General features: G+C 53.4%; 14 protein-coding genes. 9 read left to right on the top strand and 5 right to left on the bottom strand.

The window, feature by feature from the left end; genetic code table 11:
- Positions 1-173: 173 nt before the first annotated feature.
- Positions 174-1,184: a quinone-dependent dihydroorotate dehydrogenase gene (gene pyrD / locus JOE09_RS06510; protein ID WP_105593417.1), complete on the bottom strand. Its 1,011-nt coding sequence runs from the start codon at positions 1,182-1,184 to the stop codon at positions 174-176.
- Positions 1,185-1,441: 257 nt separating this feature from the next.
- Here pyrD and ssuE point away from each other — a divergent pair, with 257 nt between their 5' ends.
- The 4 genes from ssuE (at position 1,442) to ssuB (ending at position 4,844) form a co-directional block, all read left to right on the top strand.
- The gene (ssuE, locus tag JOE09_RS06515; RefSeq protein ID WP_205065224.1) at positions 1,442-1,993 is read left to right on the top strand and encodes an NADPH-dependent FMN reductase; all 552 of its coding nucleotides are present in this window, start codon (positions 1,442-1,444) and stop codon (positions 1,991-1,993) included.
- Between the two features lie 54 nt (positions 1,994-2,047).
- Positions 2,048-3,193 (top strand): FMNH2-dependent alkanesulfonate monooxygenase, encoded by a 1,146-nt coding sequence (gene ssuD / locus JOE09_RS06520; protein ID WP_105593419.1) that lies wholly within the window; start codon positions 2,048-2,050, stop codon positions 3,191-3,193.
- A 74-nt stretch (positions 3,194-3,267) separates the two neighbouring features.
- Positions 3,268-4,059 carry an aliphatic sulfonate ABC transporter permease SsuC gene (gene ssuC, locus JOE09_RS06525; RefSeq protein ID WP_205065225.1) on the top strand — a complete coding sequence of 264 codons (792 nt, stop codon included), beginning with the start codon at positions 3,268-3,270 and terminating at the stop codon, positions 4,057-4,059.
- The gene (ssuB, locus tag JOE09_RS06530) at positions 4,056-4,844 is read left to right on the top strand and encodes an aliphatic sulfonates ABC transporter ATP-binding protein (protein ID WP_205065226.1); all 789 of its coding nucleotides are present in this window, start codon (positions 4,056-4,058) and stop codon (positions 4,842-4,844) included. Before ssuC ends, ssuB begins: the two co-directional genes overlap by 4 nt.
- Positions 4,845-4,896: 52 nt before the next feature.
- Here the strand turns inward: ssuB and pepN are convergent, their stop codons facing one another.
- Positions 4,897-7,512 (bottom strand): aminopeptidase N, encoded by a 2,616-nt coding sequence (gene pepN / locus JOE09_RS06535; RefSeq protein ID WP_205065227.1) that lies wholly within the window; start codon positions 7,510-7,512, stop codon positions 4,897-4,899.
- Positions 7,513-7,774: 262 nt separating this feature from the next.
- Between pepN and pncB the strand changes: the two genes are divergently transcribed.
- The 5 genes from pncB (at position 7,775) to JOE09_RS06560 (ending at position 13,790) form a co-directional block, all read left to right on the top strand.
- Positions 7,775-8,980 (top strand): nicotinate phosphoribosyltransferase, encoded by a 1,206-nt coding sequence (pncB, locus tag JOE09_RS06540; RefSeq protein WP_205065228.1) that lies wholly within the window; start codon positions 7,775-7,777, stop codon positions 8,978-8,980.
- A gap of 167 nt (positions 8,981-9,147) precedes the next feature.
- A complete protein-coding gene (gene asnS / locus JOE09_RS06545) occupies positions 9,148-10,548 on the top strand; it encodes an asparagine--tRNA ligase (protein WP_200545793.1) in 1,401 nt (466 codons plus the stop codon).
- 299 nt (positions 10,549-10,847) lie between these two features.
- A complete protein-coding gene (ompC, locus tag JOE09_RS06550) occupies positions 10,848-11,966 on the top strand; it encodes a porin OmpC (RefSeq protein WP_275584417.1) in 1,119 nt (372 codons plus the stop codon).
- 231 nt (positions 11,967-12,197) lie between these two features.
- On the top strand, positions 12,198-12,488 hold the full coding sequence (locus JOE09_RS06555) for a hypothetical protein (protein WP_205065229.1): 291 nt from the start codon (positions 12,198-12,200) through the stop codon (positions 12,486-12,488).
- A 111-nt stretch (positions 12,489-12,599) separates the two neighbouring features.
- Positions 12,600-13,790: an amino acid aminotransferase gene (locus JOE09_RS06560; RefSeq protein ID WP_205065230.1), complete on the top strand. Its 1,191-nt coding sequence runs from the start codon at positions 12,600-12,602 to the stop codon at positions 13,788-13,790.
- Positions 13,791-13,837: 47 nt separating this feature from the next.
- Here the strand turns inward: JOE09_RS06560 and JOE09_RS06565 are convergent, their stop codons facing one another.
- The 3 genes from JOE09_RS06565 to ldtD form a co-directional block, all read right to left on the bottom strand.
- Positions 13,838-14,467, bottom strand: coding sequence for an MBL fold metallo-hydrolase (locus tag JOE09_RS06565; RefSeq protein ID WP_205065231.1), 630 nt, complete (start codon positions 14,465-14,467; stop codon positions 13,838-13,840).
- A gap of 42 nt (positions 14,468-14,509) precedes the next feature.
- On the bottom strand, positions 14,510-15,058 hold the full coding sequence (gene mepK / locus JOE09_RS06570) for a peptidoglycan L,D-endopeptidase MepK (RefSeq protein ID WP_105593430.1): 549 nt from the start codon (positions 15,056-15,058) through the stop codon (positions 14,510-14,512).
- 185 nt (positions 15,059-15,243) lie between these two features.
- Positions 15,244-17,097: a L,D-transpeptidase gene (ldtD, locus tag JOE09_RS06575; protein ID WP_205065232.1), complete on the bottom strand. Its 1,854-nt coding sequence runs from the start codon at positions 17,095-17,097 to the stop codon at positions 15,244-15,246.
- Positions 17,098-17,179 lie beyond the last annotated feature (82 nt).

Genomic DNA, 17,179 nt, shown 5'->3' on the forward strand with positions numbered 1-17,179 from the left:
GATGAGTCCTGTAGTAATAATGGGTTACAGATGTCCGGAAAAATATTCATGGTCCGGGAAAAAAACGGCTGTTTTTTAACTTACAGCAACACGCCAAAATGACTTAATAGCGATCTAACAGAACAAAATATAAACGAGCCAGAGGCGAAAATAAAGCCCCTGGCATTTTTTACTCAAATATGGGTCACAATTTCTTTTATTAGTGGCGGACCTTTGTAAATAAAGCCGGAATATATTTGTACCAGTGAAGCTCCCGCTTCCATTTTTTCACGCGCTGAAACCAGGGAATCAATACCGCCCACGCCAATAATTGGCATGCTGCCCTTCAGCTCAGCAGAGAGTCGACGAATAATTTCCGTACTGCGCAACTGTACGGGACGGCCACTCAGCCCACCGGCTTCATCACAATGTTTTAACCCTTTAATCAAAGAACGATCGAGGGTCGTATTGGTCGCAATAACGCCATCAATATTGTGTCGCTGCAAACTATCGGCAACCTGGATCAATTCTTCTTCAGAAAGATCGGGCGCGATCTTCACCGCGACAGGAACATATTTATGATGAAGCTGTTGAAGTTCACCCTGCCGGGTTTTAATCGCCTGCAGCAAATCATCCAGCGCTTCACCGTATTGCAGACTGCGAAGGCCCGGTGTGTTCGGCGAGGAAATGTTGATGGCGATATAGCCCGCATACGGATAAATTTTATCCATGCAGGTTAAATAATCTTCTTTTCCCTGCTCAACCGGGGTGTCTTTATTCTTACCGATATTAATGCCGAGAATGCCGTCATAGTGGGCTTTCTTAACGTTCTCTACCAGATGGTCAACGCCCAGATTATTAAATCCCATGCGATTAATGATGCCCTGCGCTTCTACAACGCGGAACATGCGAGGCTTATCATTACCCGGCTGCGGGCGCGGGGTGACCGTACCAATTTCAATAAAACCAAACCCCATTGCGCCAAAGGCATCAATGCATTCACCGTTTTTATCCAGCCCGGCAGCCAGCCCGAGCGGATTTTTAAACGTCAGCCCCATGCAATTAACCGGTTTAAACGGTAATGACTGGCGGATCAGGGCAGTAAAGGGGGTGCCGGAAAGGCGCGTCAGCTGCTGCAAAGTCAGTTCATGCGCGCGCTCAGGATCGAGCTGGAACAGCGCCTTACGAACGAGGGGATAGTACATGGTCACTCCTGAGGTCCCGATAGAAAATCGGGGTCGTATTATCCGGTATTCAGCCACTAAATGGAAACGTCGTGGCGTAAAAGCTAAAAAAAAGTGCGTCCTGTTAGCGACACCGTCAACACCACCAGCCGCTATATGAAAAAAACGGCAAAAAAATGCCGGATAAATCATTTAAGCCCCTCTTCCTGCTCTGTCAGGATAAGCCAATCAGTTCTTGAATGTGTTTAATTAATAACTTTTAGCTATAAGGAGTGGTTATGCGCGTTATTACTCTGGCGGGAAGCCCCCGCTTTCCCTCTCGCTCCACCGCACTGTTGACGGTGTGCCAGCATGCCCTTGAAAAGCGCGGCGTTGAGGTGACTCCGTGGAATCTGCATAACTTCCATCCTGAAGATCTGCTTTACGCGCGCTTTGACTCCCCCGCCCTGCTGGCCTTTAAGGAAGATCTGGAAAAAGCCGACGGGCTGATCGTTTCAACACCGGTCTATAAAGCGTCTTTTGCCGGTGCGCTGAAAACCCTGCTCGATTTACTGCCGGAACGCGCGCTGGAACATAAGGTGGTTCTGCCGCTGGCCACCGGCGGCACCGTTGCCCACCTGCTGGCGGTAGATTACGCACTTAAACCCGTGCTTAACGCCCTGAAAGCACAGGAAGTTCTGCACGGCGTATTTGCCGACGACAGCCAGATTGCCCACTACGATCGTCAGCCGGAATTATCTCCTGGACTGGCTGCACGCCTTGAGGAATCGGTAGATACCTTCTGGCATGCGCTGGCCCGCCGCCATCAACCGCTGGCCGCGGCCGTTTAACCCGTTTCTGTTTTCTGCTGACGCAGCCACGCCCCTGAATTAAGGAGTAAAACGATGAGCCTGTCCGTCTTCTGGTTCCTTCCCACTCACGGTGATGGTCATTATCTGGGTACCAACCAAGGTGCCCGCCCGGTGGATTACACCTATCTGCAACAAATTGCCCAGGCAACAGACCGCCTGGGATTTGGCGGTGTGCTAATCCCGACAGGGCGATCGTGTGAAGATGCCTGGCTGGTCGCTGCTTCGCTGATTCCGGTGACACAGCGGCTGCGCTTTTTGGTCGCTCTTCGTCCGGGCGTCACATCACCGACCCATGCGGCTCGCCAGGCCGCGACGCTCGATCGTCTTTCCAACGGCCGCGCCCTGTTTAACCTGGTGACTGGTGGGGATGCAGAAGAACTGGCGGGTGACGGCGTGTTCCTCGACCACCGTGAACGCTATGCGGAATCAGCAGAATTTACCCGCGTCTGGCGCCGAGTGCTGGAAGGCGAAACCGTTGATTATGAAGGTAAGCATGTCAATGTGCGCGGCGCACGGCTGATGTTTAAACCGGTACAGCAGCCAAGGCCACCGCTGTGGTTCGGCGGCTCATCCGAGGTCGCTCAGGATCTGGCGGCAGAACAGGTCGATGTCTATCTGACATGGGGCGAACCTCCTGCACAGGTAAAAGAAAAAATTGCTCAGGTACAGGCAAAAGCCGCCGCACTGGGTCGTAAAGTACGCTTTGGTATCCGCCTCCACGTGATCGTCCGCGAAACCAATGAGGAAGCCTGGCAGGCCGCCGACCGCCTGATCTCCCATCTTGATGATGCCACCATTGCCAAAGCCCAGGCCGCACTGGCGCGCACCGACTCCGTCGGCCAGCAGCGGATGGCCGCTCTGCACGGCGGCAAGCGGGACAAACTGGAGATCGCGCCGAATCTGTGGGCCGGAGTCGGTCTGGTGCGCGGCGGCGCCGGTACGGCCCTGGTCGGTGATGGCCCGACGGTGGCCGCAAGAATGCAGGAGTACGCCGACCTCGGCATTGAAACCTTTATTCTCTCCGGTTATCCGCATCTGGAAGAGGCCTATCGCGTGGGTGAACTGCTGTTCCCGCATCTCGATCTGGCGATCCCGGAGGTGCCGCAGCCTGCGAAAATCAATGCCCACGGTGAGCACGTTGCGCATGATTTCGCGCCTCAGAAAGTTTCTCAAAGCTAACAACGCCCCGCCGTGCTGATGTGCGGGCGTTTTGGTTTTACAGCAATACCCGCCGAGAGGGTTCAGAGGTAGGCATGAGTAAAGCAACTAAACATATCACCAATGCCCTGCTGCCGTGGGCGCTACCGGTACTGCTGGTCGTGGTCTGGCAGCTGGCTTCTCAAACCGGCTGGCTTTCCACACGTATTCTGCCGTCACCCGAGTCGGTGCTTGTCACTTTCTGGCGGCTTTCCGACAGCGGGGAACTGTGGCAGCATCTGGCTATCAGCGGCTGGCGTGCCCTGCTGGGCTTTGGCATAGGTGGTTCAATTGGTCTGCTACTGGGCCTGATAACCGGCATGTCACGCCTGGGCGAGCGCCTGCTGGACACTTCCGTACAGATGCTGCGCAATGTCCCTCACCTGGCGCTAATACCGCTGGTAATACTGTGGTTTGGCATTGATGAATCCGCCAAGATATTTCTGGTCGCCCTCGGCACCCTGTTCCCGATCTATCTGAATACCTATCACGGCATCCGTAATGTCGATCGCGGCCTGGTGGAAATGGCGCGCAGCTATGGACTCTCTGGCTGGAGCCTGTTTATTCAGGTTGTGCTGCCGGGCGCGCTGCCGTCAATTATGGTTGGCGTACGCTTCGCTCTTGGTCTGATGTGGCTGACGCTGATTGTGGCTGAAACAATTTCCGCCAATTCAGGTATCGGTTATCTGGCGATGAACGCCCGTGAATTTTTACAAACCGATGTGGTGGTGGTAGCCATCATCCTTTATGCCCTGCTGGGGAAACTGGCTGATGTCGGCGCGCAGCTACTGGAGCGCGTCTGGCTGCGCTGGCATCCGGCATATCAACTGAAAGAGGAGAATGCATGAGTGAGCTAAGTTCTGCTCCGGCGCGTTTGAACGCAGGGACACCGTTAAACATTAACGGTGCCAGCAAACAGTACAATGGCCGCACCGTACTGAACAGCATCGATCTGCATATTCCCTCAGGACAATTTGTGGCAGTGGTCGGCCGCAGCGGCTGCGGTAAAAGTACCCTGTTACGGCTGCTGGCCGGGTTGGAGAAAGCCAGCAGCGGCGAACTTCTGGCCGGCAGCGCACCGCTCAACGAAGCGCGCGAAGATATCCGGCTAATGTTTCAGGATGCCCGATTACTGCCGTGGAAAAGCGTCATTGATAACGTCGGCCTGGGACTAAAAGGGCGTGACTGGAAGCAAAATGCGCTGGAGGCACTTGCCGCCGTAGGGCTGGCCGATCGCGCCGGAGAATGGCCCGCGGCCCTCTCGGGCGGTCAGAAACAGCGTGTGGCACTGGCCAGAGCGCTGATTCATCGTACAGGACTGCTGCTACTGGATGAGCCACTCGGTGCGCTGGATGCCTTAACGCGGATTGAAATGCAGGACCTGATTGAGTCGCTGTGGCAGCAGCATCACTTCACCGTACTGCTGGTGACGCACGACGTCAGCGAAGCGGTGGCGATGGCAGACCGCGTGCTGTTAATAGAGGAAGGAAATATTGGCCTCGATCTGAGCATTGACCTGCCGCGACCACGACGGAAAGGCTCCGTACGGCTGGCCGAGCTGGAAGCCGAAGTCCTCGATCGCGTGCTGAAACGCCCGGCAGCTCCCGCTGAACCGCGCTACGCGCAGCGCTAAAAATAAAGGGGGCGATGTAATCGCCCCCCTTTGCTTAACGCCGGCACCAAATTCAGGCGTTCAGCGCTTTCTCGATTTTCTCGAACAAATCGCCAGAAAGCTTATCCAGCCCCTTCAACTGCTCCAGCGCTTTACGCATCAGCGCCTGGCGGGAGGCATCGTAACGCTTCAGACGAATCAGCGGTTCGATCAGCCGCGCCGCAATCTGCGGATTGCGGGTATTCAGATCGGTCAGCATTTCAACCAGGAACTGATAGCCGCTGCCGTCCTGCGCGTGGAACGCCGACGGATTGGCTGCAGCAAACGCACCAACAAGCGAACGAACGCGGTTCGGGTTGCCGAGGGTGAAGGAGCGGTGATTCAGCAACGCTCTCACCTGGGTCAACACATCCTCAGCCGGGCTGGTTGCCTGCAGGGCAAACCATTTGTCCATCACCAGTCCGTCATGATGCCAGCGCTCATCAAACGCCGCCAGCAGCTCAGTACGGCACGGCAGCTGTGCTGCGACAGACGCGGCCAGCGCGGCGATACTGTCGGTCATATTGTTAGCATGGTGATACTGATCGCTGACCAGCTTATCCGCCGCCGCCGCATCACCGAACGCCAGATAGCTCAGGCAGACGTTTTTCAGCGCGCGCTGACCGATATCCGCATGTTCAATGCGATATTCAGCGGTTTGATTAGCCCGGTATACTGCCAGCAGCTCATCCGTCAGTTCCTCAGCCAGCGTGCGTACCAGCGCTTCACGCACCGCCGCGATCGCCTGCGGATCGATGGTATCGAACAGCTCGGCAATTTCATTTTCACTTGGCAGCGTCAGGATTAACGCCATCAGCGCCGGATCGCTGTTCTCTTCTAACAGCACTGCACGGAAGGCATCCGCCACGTGCAGCGGCAGAGAAAGCGGCTGCCCTTGCTGATAGCGGGCAACGTTCAGCCGGATATGATTCACCATCAGACTCTGCGCGGCATCCCAGCGCGAAAAATCGTTACGCGCGTGGCGCATCAGGAAGGTGAGCTGCGCGTCGCTCCAGTTGTAATCCAGTTTGACCGGTGCGGAGAACTCACGCAGCAGCGAAGGTACGGGCTGGACTGGAACGCCATCGAAAACAAACGTCTGGAAGCTTTCGGTAACGTTCAGCACGTTATGCAACGGATGACCATTGTGCTGAAGCGGGATTGGCTGGCCTTTATTGTCGTACAGTTCAATATCCAGCGGAATATGCAGCGGCAGCTTCTCCTGACGATCGGCGGTCGGCGGCGTCATCTGGGTAACGTGCAGCGTGTACTGCTCAAGCTCAGGGTTATAGTCATCGCGCACGGACAGTACCGGTGTGCCCGACTGGCTGTACCAGCGGCGGAACTGCGACAGATCGACATTCGATGCGTCTTCCATCGCCTGCACAAAGTCATCACAGGTAGCCGCACTGCCGTCATGACGTTCGAAATAGAGCTGCATGCCTTTCTGGAAGCCTGCTTCACCCAGCAGCGTGTGCATCATACGGATCACTTCCGAACCTTTTTCATACACCGTCAGCGTGTAGAAGTTGTTCATCTCGATCACCTGCTCCGGGCGAATCGGATGCGCCATCGGGCTGGCATCTTCCGCAAACTGCGCGCCGCGCATCACGCGCACGTTGTCAATACGGTTAACCGGGCGGGAGCCCAGATCGGAACTGAACTCCTGATCGCGGAACACGGTCAGCCCCTCTTTCAGGCTGAGCTGGAACCAGTCGCGGCAGGTCACGCGGTTTCCAGTCCAGTTATGGAAATATTCGTGGCCGATCACCGCCTCAATACCGAGATAATCTTTATCGGTCGCGGTTTCCGCCTTCGCCAGTACGTATTTAGAGTTAAAAACGTTCAGGCCTTTATTTTCCATGGCGCCCATGTTGAAGAAATCAACGGCCACGATCATAAAGATATCCAGGTCATATTCCAGACCGAAACGTTCTTCATCCCACTTCATGCTGTTTTTCAGCGAGGTCATCGCCCAGTCGGCGCGGTCAAGGTTGCCACGATCGACAAAGATCTCCAGCGCCACATCGCGACCGGAACGGGTGTGGAAACTGTCACGCAGCACGTCGAAATCACCGGCAACCAGCGCAAACAGGTAGCAAGGTTTCGGGAACGGGTCCTGCCATTTGGTCCAGTGACGGCCCCCTTCAAGTTCGCCGCCATCAATTCGGTTGCCGTTCGACAGTAAATAAGGATACAACGCCTGCTCGGCAATAATGGTCGTCGTGAAGCGGGCCAGGACGTCCGGGCGGTCAAGATACCAGGTTATATGGCGGAAACCTTCCGCTTCACACTGGGTACACAGGGCCTCGCCGGATTTGTACAATCCCTCAAGTGCGGTGTTTTTATCCGGGTGGATCTCATTGACAATCTTTAGCGTAAACACGTCAGGCAGGTGGCTGATAATTAACGCCCCCTCTTCCAGCCGATAATGCTCCCAGGGCTGTTCATCGACGGCAATCGACACCAGCGACAGATCTTCGCCGTCCAGACGCAGCTCGGCGTCAGAGTGCGCCAGTCGCTTAATCTGACTTACGGCGGTCACCCTGGTAGTACTGGCATTAAGATCGAACGTCAGATCGATATCGGTAATCGTGTAGTCGGGTGCACGATAATCATGGCGATTCTTAGCTTGCGGCAGTTGCGTCATAAGTCCTTCTCACGTCGATAATTAATTTAACATTTCAAGTTTATTCCTGTTATCGCACGGTTGCCACGTTGATTCCACACGAAACGCGGGATTGATGGAAAATGATACATACTGTTAACATGAGCACATAATGTCCTCGACCAGCCCGTCTGAATTGTGCTGTGATCGGGTTCAATAAATGAGTATTCGGGTTATACTCCTGCGACTTTTTTCCATTTGAACCAGGGATAACGCTCTTCGCCAGAGGATGCTGAAACGCACCATGACACGACACGCTTCCCCGATTTTGACTACGCTTCTGGACACCGACGCCTACAAACTTCATATGCAGCAGGCGGTTTTTCACCGGTATCATGACGTTACGGTTGCAGCTGAATTTCGCTGCCGTGGTGACGATATGCTGGGCCTGTATGCCGATGAAATCGTGCAGCAGATAAAGATGATGGCTACGCTGGCGTTGAACGATCAAGAGTTCACCTATCTCTCCGGCCTGCCTTTCTTTACCGCTGACTATCTCGCCTGGCTAAGGGAATTCCGATACGATCCGCAACAGGTTCAGGTACGCAATAATCTGGGCAAGCTGGATATCCGCATCAGCGGCCCGTGGCGTGAAGTAATTATGTGGGAAGTCCCACTGCTTGCGCTGATCAGTGAAGTCGTACATCGCCACCGCTCTCCGCTGGTGACGGCGGAAATGGCCGTCGATAAACTCAAAAGCAAGCTCGACCAGTTCGCCGGTTTGACCGCCGATCTGGATATGTCGCGCTTCCGTCTGATGGACTTTGGCACACGCCGCCGCTTCTCGTGGGATGTGCATCTGGCGATTGTCAGCACGCTGAAGCAGGATTTCCCCTGGCTGGTAGGTTCGAGCAATTATGAGATTGCCCGCCGGCTGGATATCGCGCCAATGGGGACGCAGGCCCATGAATGGTTCCAGGCACATCAGCAAATCAGCCCGGTACTGGCGAACAGTCAGCGCGCCGCACTGCAGGCCTGGCTGGAAGAGTACCCTGATCAGTTGGGTATCGCCCTCACCGACTGCATTACGATGGATGCCTTCCTGCGCGATTTTGGCCGCAACTTTGCCAGCGCCTATCAGGGATTGCGCCATGATTCCGGTGAGCCGCAGGAGTGGGGAGAAAAAGCGATTGCCCATTATCAGCAGTTGGGAATAGACCCGCTCAGCAAAACACTGGTGTTCTCCGATAATCTGGATCTCGACAGCGCCGTGGCGCTTTACCGCCATTTCGGCCAGCGTATTAACGTGGCGTTCGGTATTGGCACACGCCTGACCTGCGATATTCCTCAGGTTAAACCGCTAAACATCGTCATTAAACTGGTCGAGTGTAACGGCAAACCGGTAGCCAAGCTTTCCGACAGCCCCGGCAAAACGATTTGCCAGGATCAGGCCTTCGTTCGCGCACTGCGTAAAGCCTTCGATCTGCCGCTGGTGAAGAAAGCCAGCTAGGACTTCCCTCAGGGCCAGACGCTTTCTGGCCCTCAACACTGCCAATACTGAATAAATCTCCCCACATTCATTGAATTCCTCTTGTTTCTCATCGCCCGGCAAGTAACATAGCAAGACCCAAAATTTGGGGTAACCATTCCTATTCAGATCAATAGTGAGAGACTTATATGAGCGTTGTGCCTGTAGCGGATGTACTGCACGGCCGGGTTGCGGTTGACAGCGAAGTCACCGTACGTGGCTGGGTGCGTACCCGAAGAGATTCAAAAGCCGGTATTTCCTTTATCGCCGTTTATGACGGCTCCTGCTTTAATCCCGTTCAGGCTGTGGTCAATAATTCTCTGAATAATTATCAGGATGAAGTACTGCGTCTGACCACTGGCTGTTCCGTGATTGTTACCGGCAAAGTAGTGGAATCTCCGGGCGAAGGACAGAGCTTTGAGATTCAGGCGACCCACGTAGAAGTGGTTGGCTGGGTGGACGATCCGGATACTTATCCGATGGCGGCTAAGCGCCACAGCATTGAATATCTGCGAGAAGTGGCTCACCTGCGCCCGCGTACCAACCTGATTGGCGCGGTTGCCCGCGTGCGCCATACGCTGGCCCAGGCGCTGCATCGCTTCTTCGACGAGCAGGGGTTCTTCTGGGTTTCTACTCCGCTGATCACCGCTTCCGATACCGAAGGTGCCGGTGAGATGTTCCGCGTATCCACGCTGGATCTGGAAAACCTGCCGCGCACGCCGGAAGGCAAGGTCAACTACGAAGAAGATTTCTTCGGCAGAGAGTCGTTCCTGACCGTATCCGGCCAGCTGAACGGCGAAACCTACGCCAGCGCAATCTCTAAAATTTACACCTTCGGTCCAACCTTCCGCGCCGAGAACTCTAACACCAGCCGTCACCTGGCTGAGTTTTGGATGCTGGAGCCGGAAATCGCCTTTGCCGATCTGGAAGATAACGCCGCGCTGGCCGAAGCGATGCTGAAATACGTCTTTAAAGCCGTATTGGAAGAGCGTGCCGATGATATGGCCTTCTTCGCCGAGCGCGTAGATAAAGAAGCCATCACTCGCCTGGAGCGGTTTGTTACCACCGATTTTGCCCAGGTCGATTACACCGAAGCGGTAGAAATCCTGCTGGCATCCGGCCAGACCTTTGAGAACCCGGTTTCATGGGGTATCGATCTCTCCTCTGAGCACGAACGTTACCTGGCCGAGAAACACTTCAAGGCCCCGGTGGTAGTGAAAAACTATCCGAAAGACATCAAAGCGTTCTATATGCGCCTGAACGATGACGGCAAAACCGTTGCGGCGATGGACGTTCTGGCTCCGGGAATTGGTGAAATCATCGGAGGTTCCCAGCGTGAAGAGCGTTTAGACGTTCTTGATGCACGTCTGGCCGAAATGGGACTGAATAAAGAAGATTACTGGTGGTATCGCGATCTTCGTCGTTACGGTACCGTTCCTCACTCAGGGTTCGGTTTAGGTTTCGAACGATTAATCGCCTATGTCACCGGGGTACAAAATGTAAGGGATGTTATCGCATTCCCACGTACGCCGCGGAATGCTTCTTTCTGATTTTAGAATTAAATATAAGAAATTCATATATATACAAAGGCCAGCCTCGCTGGCCTTTTTTTATTTTTGTAAATTTTGAGTTCACTCACAAAGTTCCCTGTTTTTTACATCTTGTTACACACATTTTCCTCTTGTAACCAGAATAGGATATTAGTAGCATTTTCCAACTAGATTAACCGCGCTACGAATGGAAAGATGCGTGCAGACACAGGAAGACACCAAACTCTCATCATGGTTCTGTAACGAATTATTGACGGCAGTGGCAGGTGTCCAAATAACTCCAATGAGGGTAATAAAAAATGATGAAGCGCAACATTCTTGCAGTGGTAATCCCAGCTCTGTTAGCAGCTGGTGCAGCCAACGCAGCAGAAATCTACAACAAAGACGGCAACAAACTGGATCTTTACGGTAAAGTTGATGCGCGTCACACTTTCTCTGACAACGCTGGCGATGACGGCGATGCAACTTATGTGCGTTTCGGTTTTAAAGGCGAAACTCAGATTAATGACCAGCTGACCGGTTACGGCCAGTGGGAATACAACATTCAGGCTAACCACACTGAAGGCGGCGCTGACGTGCAGTCTGGTAACAAAACCCGTCTGGGCTTTGCTGGTCTGAAATTCGGTGACGCTGGTTCATTCGACTACGGTCGTAACTACGGCGTGATCTACGACGCAATGTCTTACACTGACCAGCTGCCAGTGTTCGGCGATGACACTCTGTACCAGGACAACGACAACTTCCTGATCGGTCGTTCTTCAGGTGTTGCTACTTACCGTAACAGCAACTTCTTCGGTCTGGTTGACGGCCTGAGCTTCGCTGTACAGTACCAGGGTAAAAACGAAGGTCGTGAAGCCAAGTTCCAGAACGGCGACGGCTGGGGTACTTCTGTAGCCTATGACACCGGTATCGGCATCAGCGCAGTAGGTTCTTACTTCTCAGCTAACCGTACCGTTGAGCAGAAAGAAGACGGCACCGGCGACAAAGCTGACGCATACGGCTTGGGTCTGAAATACGACGCTAACAACGTATACCTGGCAGCGTTCTACGGTGAATCCCGTAACACCACCAACTACGGTGCAAGCAACGCAGCTGTAACCAACATCGCTGCTAACAAAACGACTAACTTCGAAGTGGTTGCACAGTACCAGTTCGACTTCGGTCTGCGCCCATCCATCGCTTACCTGCAGTCTAAAGGTAAGGAACTGGACGGCTTCAGCGGTAACGGTTCTACCTTCGGCGGCGGCGACGCTGACCTGGTTAAATACATCGAAGTGGGTACCTACTACTACTTCAACAAAAACATGTCTACCTATGTTGATTACCGTATCAACCTGCTGGACGACACCGACTACACTCGTGCAGCTGGCAAATCTACCGACGATACCGTTGGTGTTGGCCTGCAGTACCAGTTCTAATTGCCTTTTGCCGGTGGGAATGCCCACCGCGCAATTCGCAACAAACGGGGCTTCGGCCCCGTTTTTGTTTTTAATCATCCCGGCCCCGCCAATTTACAGCCCATTACACAAACTCTGCGATCCCCTTCCCAGCCCGGTGATAAATCCACGCTCGTCAGAATATAAAGGCTGATATTTCCAACAGCTACCGTACACTCATTCTCAGGCAAGGACCTGCATAAGGAAGAGAGTATGGACATCATGATCAATCGTATTGAACAGCTTGAAAAAGACACCGGCCAAATTAAAATCGACCTCGCCTGTCTGACGGCACGCTCAGAAACATTCGCCACTAAAACTGATTTGGCGGAGCTGAGAACGGAAATGCATCAGAGCCTGGTGGGCATCCATAAAGAAATGGGCGGCATGCACAAAGAGATTGGCAATATGCACCGAGAGATAGCTAACCAGACTCGCTGGATAATTGCTACCGCCGTCGCCATTGCCGCTACCTGCATGACCATCGTCAAAGTTTTCTTTTAATGAAGCTTGATCTTTACCCGGCTTTTTTAGCGCAAACGGTTGGCAATTTCAGCTTTCTGACGGTAACCTGATTGCTCACTTCGCTTTAGATTAAGCTAACGGACTTCAATTATGTTTGAACGTATTGCAGCTGCACCCGCCGATCCCATTCTTGGTTTAGCCGACCTGTTTCGTGCTGACGATCGCCCAAATAAGATCAACCTCGGTATCGGGGTGTATAAAGATGAAACCGGCAAAACGCCGGTGCTGGCCAGCGTAAAAAAAGCTGAGCAGTATCTGCTGGAAAACGAAACAACCAAAAATTACCTCAGCATTGACGGTATCGCTGACTTTGCTCGCTGTACGCAGGAACTCCTGTTTTCAGCCGACAGCGCCATCATCAGCACTAAACGTGCGCGCACGGCGCAAACGCCAGGTGGTACCGGCGCGCTGCGTATTGCTGCGGATTTTATTGCTAACCAGACCAGCGCTAAACGCGTTTGGGTGAGCAATCCTAGCTGGCCGAATCATAAGAACGTGTTTGCCGCTGCCGGGCTGGAAGTCTGTGAATACGCGTATTACGATGCCGCTAATCATGCTCTCGATTTTGATGCACTGGTCAGCAGCCTGGACGCCGCGCAGGCCGGAGACGTGGTTCTGTTCCACGGCTGCTGCCATAACCCGACCGGTATCGACCCAACGGCAGAACAGTGGGAAGCACTGGCAAAACTGTCGCTGGCTAAAGGATGGCTTCCGCTGTTCGACTTCGCCTATCAGGGCTTCGCACGTGGCCTGGAAGAAGACGCAGAAGGCCTGCGCATCTTTGCCGCCAGCCACCAGGAGCTGATTGTTTGTAGTTCCTACTCGAAGAACTTTGGCCTGTATAACGAGCGCGTAGGCGCATTTACGCTGGTGGCCGCTGAAACAGCCGTTGCGGATACCGCATTCAGCCAGGTTAAAGCGACAATTCGCGCTAACTACTCTAACCCACCGTCTCACGGTGCGGCTGTCGTCGCGATTATCCTCAGTAACGCGGCTCTTCGCGCGCTATGGGAACAGGAACTGGCCGATATGCGCCAGCGCATCCAGCGCATGCGTCAGCTGTTTGTTAATACGCTGCAGGAAAAAGGCGCGAAGGGTGATTTCAGCTTTATCATCAGCCAGAACGGAATGTTCTCATTCAGCGGCCTGACAAAAGACCAGGTCGTACGCCTGCGTGATGAGTTTGGTGTCTATGCGGTTAATTCCGGTCGCGTTAACGTGGCGGGTATGACACCTGATAATATGTCACCGCTGTGTGAAGCAATCGTCGCCGTACTGTAATTCGCTACGGATGAAATAATAAAGCCTGCGTTTGCAGGCTTTTTTATTTATTGCAGGAAAGGATTGCTGATTCTTTCCCGCCCAAGCGTTGAGATTGGGCCGTGACCGGGAATGAACGTCACGTCATCACCCAGTGGTAACAGCTTCGTATGGATAGAAGCGATCAAATCGCTGTGGCTGCCCTGTGGGAAATCAGACCGCCCTACACCACCGTTGAAAATGACGTCGCCAGAAACCAGCAGCCGACCAACCCGGTCAAAAAACACGATGTGGCCTGGGGTATGTCCCGGGCAAAGCAGGACTTCCAGCGTAACGTTACCTACAGACACCGTTTCGCCCTCTTCCAGCCAGCGATCTGGCGTCAGGGGGGCACAGTAACCAAAGCCAAACATCTGACTCTGAGTCGGTAATCCTTCCAGCCAGAACAGGTCAGCTTTATGAGGTCCGACAATCTTAACGCCGTAGTACTCTGCTAACTCGGCGGCGGCCCCGACGTGATCGAGATGCCCGTGGGTCAACAGAATCTGCTTCAGTTCCACATTCAGAGCGGCAATTTCTTGTTTGATCTTGTCCGCATCACCACCCGGATCGACCAGAGCGGCTTCCCGGGTTTCCGGGCACCAAATCACCGAACAGTTCTGCGAGAAAGCCGTAACGGGAATAATATGATAGTTCATAACGCTCCACTGCCGGCAACGACAAAAGGCCGGCGTTCCATTTTACCAGTGCCTTACAGGACCGGTATCAATATGCACAAAGTTGCTACTCGGATAGTATCCTACACCACCCGCTCGCAGAGCGAGAGCAGCTTTGCGCACATTGCTGAGAGCAATGCCGTCAATATGGAAATCCATCGCCTGCCCGAGGGTATGGTAGCTGTGTTTAGCCACGCCACGGCTATGGGATCGCAGGGAGTTATTTGTGGCCAGTGAACGATAGCCTGAAATCAACTGTACAGGTTTACGAGTATCCAGCATGGTCTGCAAACGGAAGAGCTGATCAAAGAGATGTGGATCGATAGTTTTTATTTTGTTCGCCCGGTAATCGCGGAAAAAATGATTAAGACGAACCAGCTCGTCCTTGTCATATTTTTTACCATTAAAAAATTCCGTTTTCAGGCTTTCACCGGTATTCAGATTGCTTAGCGTCAATACCCGAGGACGGGAGGTGGAAAGCGAAGCAAATGCCTGTGTCGGAAGGAGAGCAACGCCAAGCGCAGCCCCCCCTAACGCCAACAATTTACGGCGGTTAGAGTCGAATTTGTCCATTAATCAGTATTACCTGGAAAAGTAGTTGGAAACGTGCTTTTACAACACTGCCCAAAACCTTACCGATGTAACAAACCCCCGTCAACCCGACAAAATGTAAACCGGCGCAGAGAAGCTATACACTCCCACTGCGCCGGTCGGCGACGGTTTTGCTGTCCGCCACAGAACTGCTGAATAATCAACCGCTAGAGCAATAACTGACCAGCGCGCTTCAGGATCTGAGCCCCTGAACGAGCTGTACTGTCATAATTGTAAATATCTGTACGAAACTGAGGTTGTCCGTCATCAGCAACCCACGCGGTAAGATAGTAAAGGTTCACGGGAACGCGCTGACGGATAGAAACAAACCGGGTATTACCTTCCTTCAGCGCACCGGAAATACGCGTATCGTTCCAGCCGACATCCTGCAATAACAAATTCGCCAAATCGGATGCGCGATTTACACGTACACAACCAGAACTTAGCGCGCGGATATCCCGCTGGAAGAGACCATGGTTCGGCGTATCGTGTAAATAGATCGCATCTGAACTTGGCATATTGAACTTATAACGCCCCAGCGAATTGGTCGGTCCCGGTGCCTGACGGATACGGTATGGGAATGAATCAGCGGACACCATGCTCCAGTTGATCATTGAAGGATCGATGACTTCCGACTCGCCGCTCCACCCCGACAGCAACGTATAATTGTGTTTATAAAGATAGCTGGGGTCCTGCTTCACCTTTGGCACAATATCCTTGCGCACCAGCGTAGTCGGCACATTCCACGGTGGATTAAGTACCACATTGTTCAATGCGCTGCGCATCAACGGCGTTTTACGATCCGGTCGCCCAACGATAACCCGCGAGGACAGAATTTCATTGCCGTTAACATAATAGGCCAGTGAATAGTTAGGGATGTTGACCATGATGCCGTTGTGCATGTCGTCGGGCAGCAGTCGCAGTCGCTGGATATTTAACGCCAGCAGTGAAGCTCGCAGCTGAGGCGAAACATTCAGCCATTCGCGGGTACGCAGGCCGATTAAACCATCCGCCTCCAGTCCCTGCCAACGCTGAAAACGCTTCAGACCTTCCACCAGCTCGGGCGTGTAAATATTATCACTGTTTACCGGCACCACAGTGCCCTGCACGTTACCAATGTTATTCGGTGTTTCTGGCTGCACATCGGTGGTAGTCGTGGCGGAAGGGCTAACCACAGCGCTGTTGGCGGCCTGGTTCTGCCCTGCAGTGACATCCGGCTGTGCATTATCATCGTCATGAACCATTGGTGCATCAACGGCACCGACTACCTCATCGGCAGGCTTCGGCGGCTCATTTTCTGGAGACATCATCCCTGTGCGCTGCAGAATATCTCGCAGCGCGGGCACATCGTTGCTGATTTGCCCCGGGCGAAGGGTTTGTCTGTCGGTCAACTGCGGCCAGGGGCGGCTATCCGTTAACAGCGTTTTCAGGGCATTGTGCATGCGCGAATACTGAGGATGCTGCGGAACCAGCGAGAGAATAAAACCGTTCAGGCTGCCATGCGTCACCGATTTCTGCCACTGATTGATCACCGACAGCGGAGGGGTTTCCATTTTATACGGCACATTGCTATACAGCCAGACTTCCCCCCTGCTCGGAACACTTGAGGTGAATTGCAAATAGCCCAGCAGCGCATCAGAAAGCACCACGTCACGCGCCAGCCCGCTGATATTTTTATCGGTCAGCATCTTAACCCACTGGGTAAACTGCGGCTGAACGCCAGAAATTGCCACTTCGGCAAGCTGCTGTTGGAACTGCTGGATTGCCTGACGATCCTGCCACATCGGCTGCATACCGCGATTAGCATAGAGCGGAGCCAACGTTTTTAAATAAAACGGGGAACCGAAGCGAGACATCGCTGCGGTAATGTCAGCCTGACTCTGCGCCACGGTAACACGATGATTAACCGGAGCAGAAACAGGCGGGATTCCTGCCAAAGAGGGAGACACGTATGCCAGCCCAAACATCAGGCTACAGCCGATGACAATGGCCTTAGCGATAGAAGATTTCTGCAGCAACATCCTTGCTCCCTGTATAAGTCAGCAACTAATGCTGAGCGATAGTGAACATCTATTTTAAGTATATAAACAGAAAACGGCATTT

Origin of the sequence: Pantoea coffeiphila (assembly GCF_016909495.1) — a bacterium.
GTDB classification, from domain to species: Bacteria; Pseudomonadota; Gammaproteobacteria; order Enterobacterales; family Enterobacteriaceae; genus Erwinia; species Erwinia coffeiphila.

What these genes read in the sequence shown, in the direction of transcription:
- pyrD (WP_105593417.1), bottom strand. Translation starts at nt 1,184, where the DNA reads ATGTACTATCCCCTCGTTCGTAAGGCGCTGTTCCAGCTCGATCCTGAG.
- ssuE (WP_205065224.1), top strand. Translation starts at nt 1,442, where the DNA reads ATGCGCGTTATTACTCTGGCGGGAAGCCCCCGCTTTCCCTCTCGCTCC.
- ssuD (WP_105593419.1), top strand. Translation starts at nt 2,048, where the DNA reads ATGAGCCTGTCCGTCTTCTGGTTCCTTCCCACTCACGGTGATGGTCAT.
- ssuC (WP_205065225.1), top strand. Translation starts at nt 3,268, where the DNA reads ATGAGTAAAGCAACTAAACATATCACCAATGCCCTGCTGCCGTGGGCG.
- ssuB (WP_205065226.1), top strand. Translation starts at nt 4,056, where the DNA reads ATGAGTGAGCTAAGTTCTGCTCCGGCGCGTTTGAACGCAGGGACACCG.
- pepN (WP_205065227.1), bottom strand. Translation starts at nt 7,512, where the DNA reads ATGACGCAACTGCCGCAAGCTAAGAATCGCCATGATTATCGTGCACCC.
- pncB (WP_205065228.1), top strand. Translation starts at nt 7,775, where the DNA reads ATGACACGACACGCTTCCCCGATTTTGACTACGCTTCTGGACACCGAC.
- asnS (WP_200545793.1), top strand. Translation starts at nt 9,148, where the DNA reads ATGAGCGTTGTGCCTGTAGCGGATGTACTGCACGGCCGGGTTGCGGTT.
- ompC (WP_275584417.1), top strand. Translation starts at nt 10,848, where the DNA reads ATGATGAAGCGCAACATTCTTGCAGTGGTAATCCCAGCTCTGTTAGCA.
- JOE09_RS06555 (WP_205065229.1), top strand. Translation starts at nt 12,198, where the DNA reads ATGGACATCATGATCAATCGTATTGAACAGCTTGAAAAAGACACCGGC.
- JOE09_RS06560 (WP_205065230.1), top strand. Translation starts at nt 12,600, where the DNA reads ATGTTTGAACGTATTGCAGCTGCACCCGCCGATCCCATTCTTGGTTTA.
- JOE09_RS06565 (WP_205065231.1), bottom strand. Translation starts at nt 14,467, where the DNA reads ATGAACTATCATATTATTCCCGTTACGGCTTTCTCGCAGAACTGTTCG.
- mepK (WP_105593430.1), bottom strand. Translation starts at nt 15,058, where the DNA reads ATGGACAAATTCGACTCTAACCGCCGTAAATTGTTGGCGTTAGGGGGG.
- ldtD (WP_205065232.1), bottom strand. Translation starts at nt 17,097, where the DNA reads ATGTTGCTGCAGAAATCTTCTATCGCTAAGGCCATTGTCATCGGCTGT.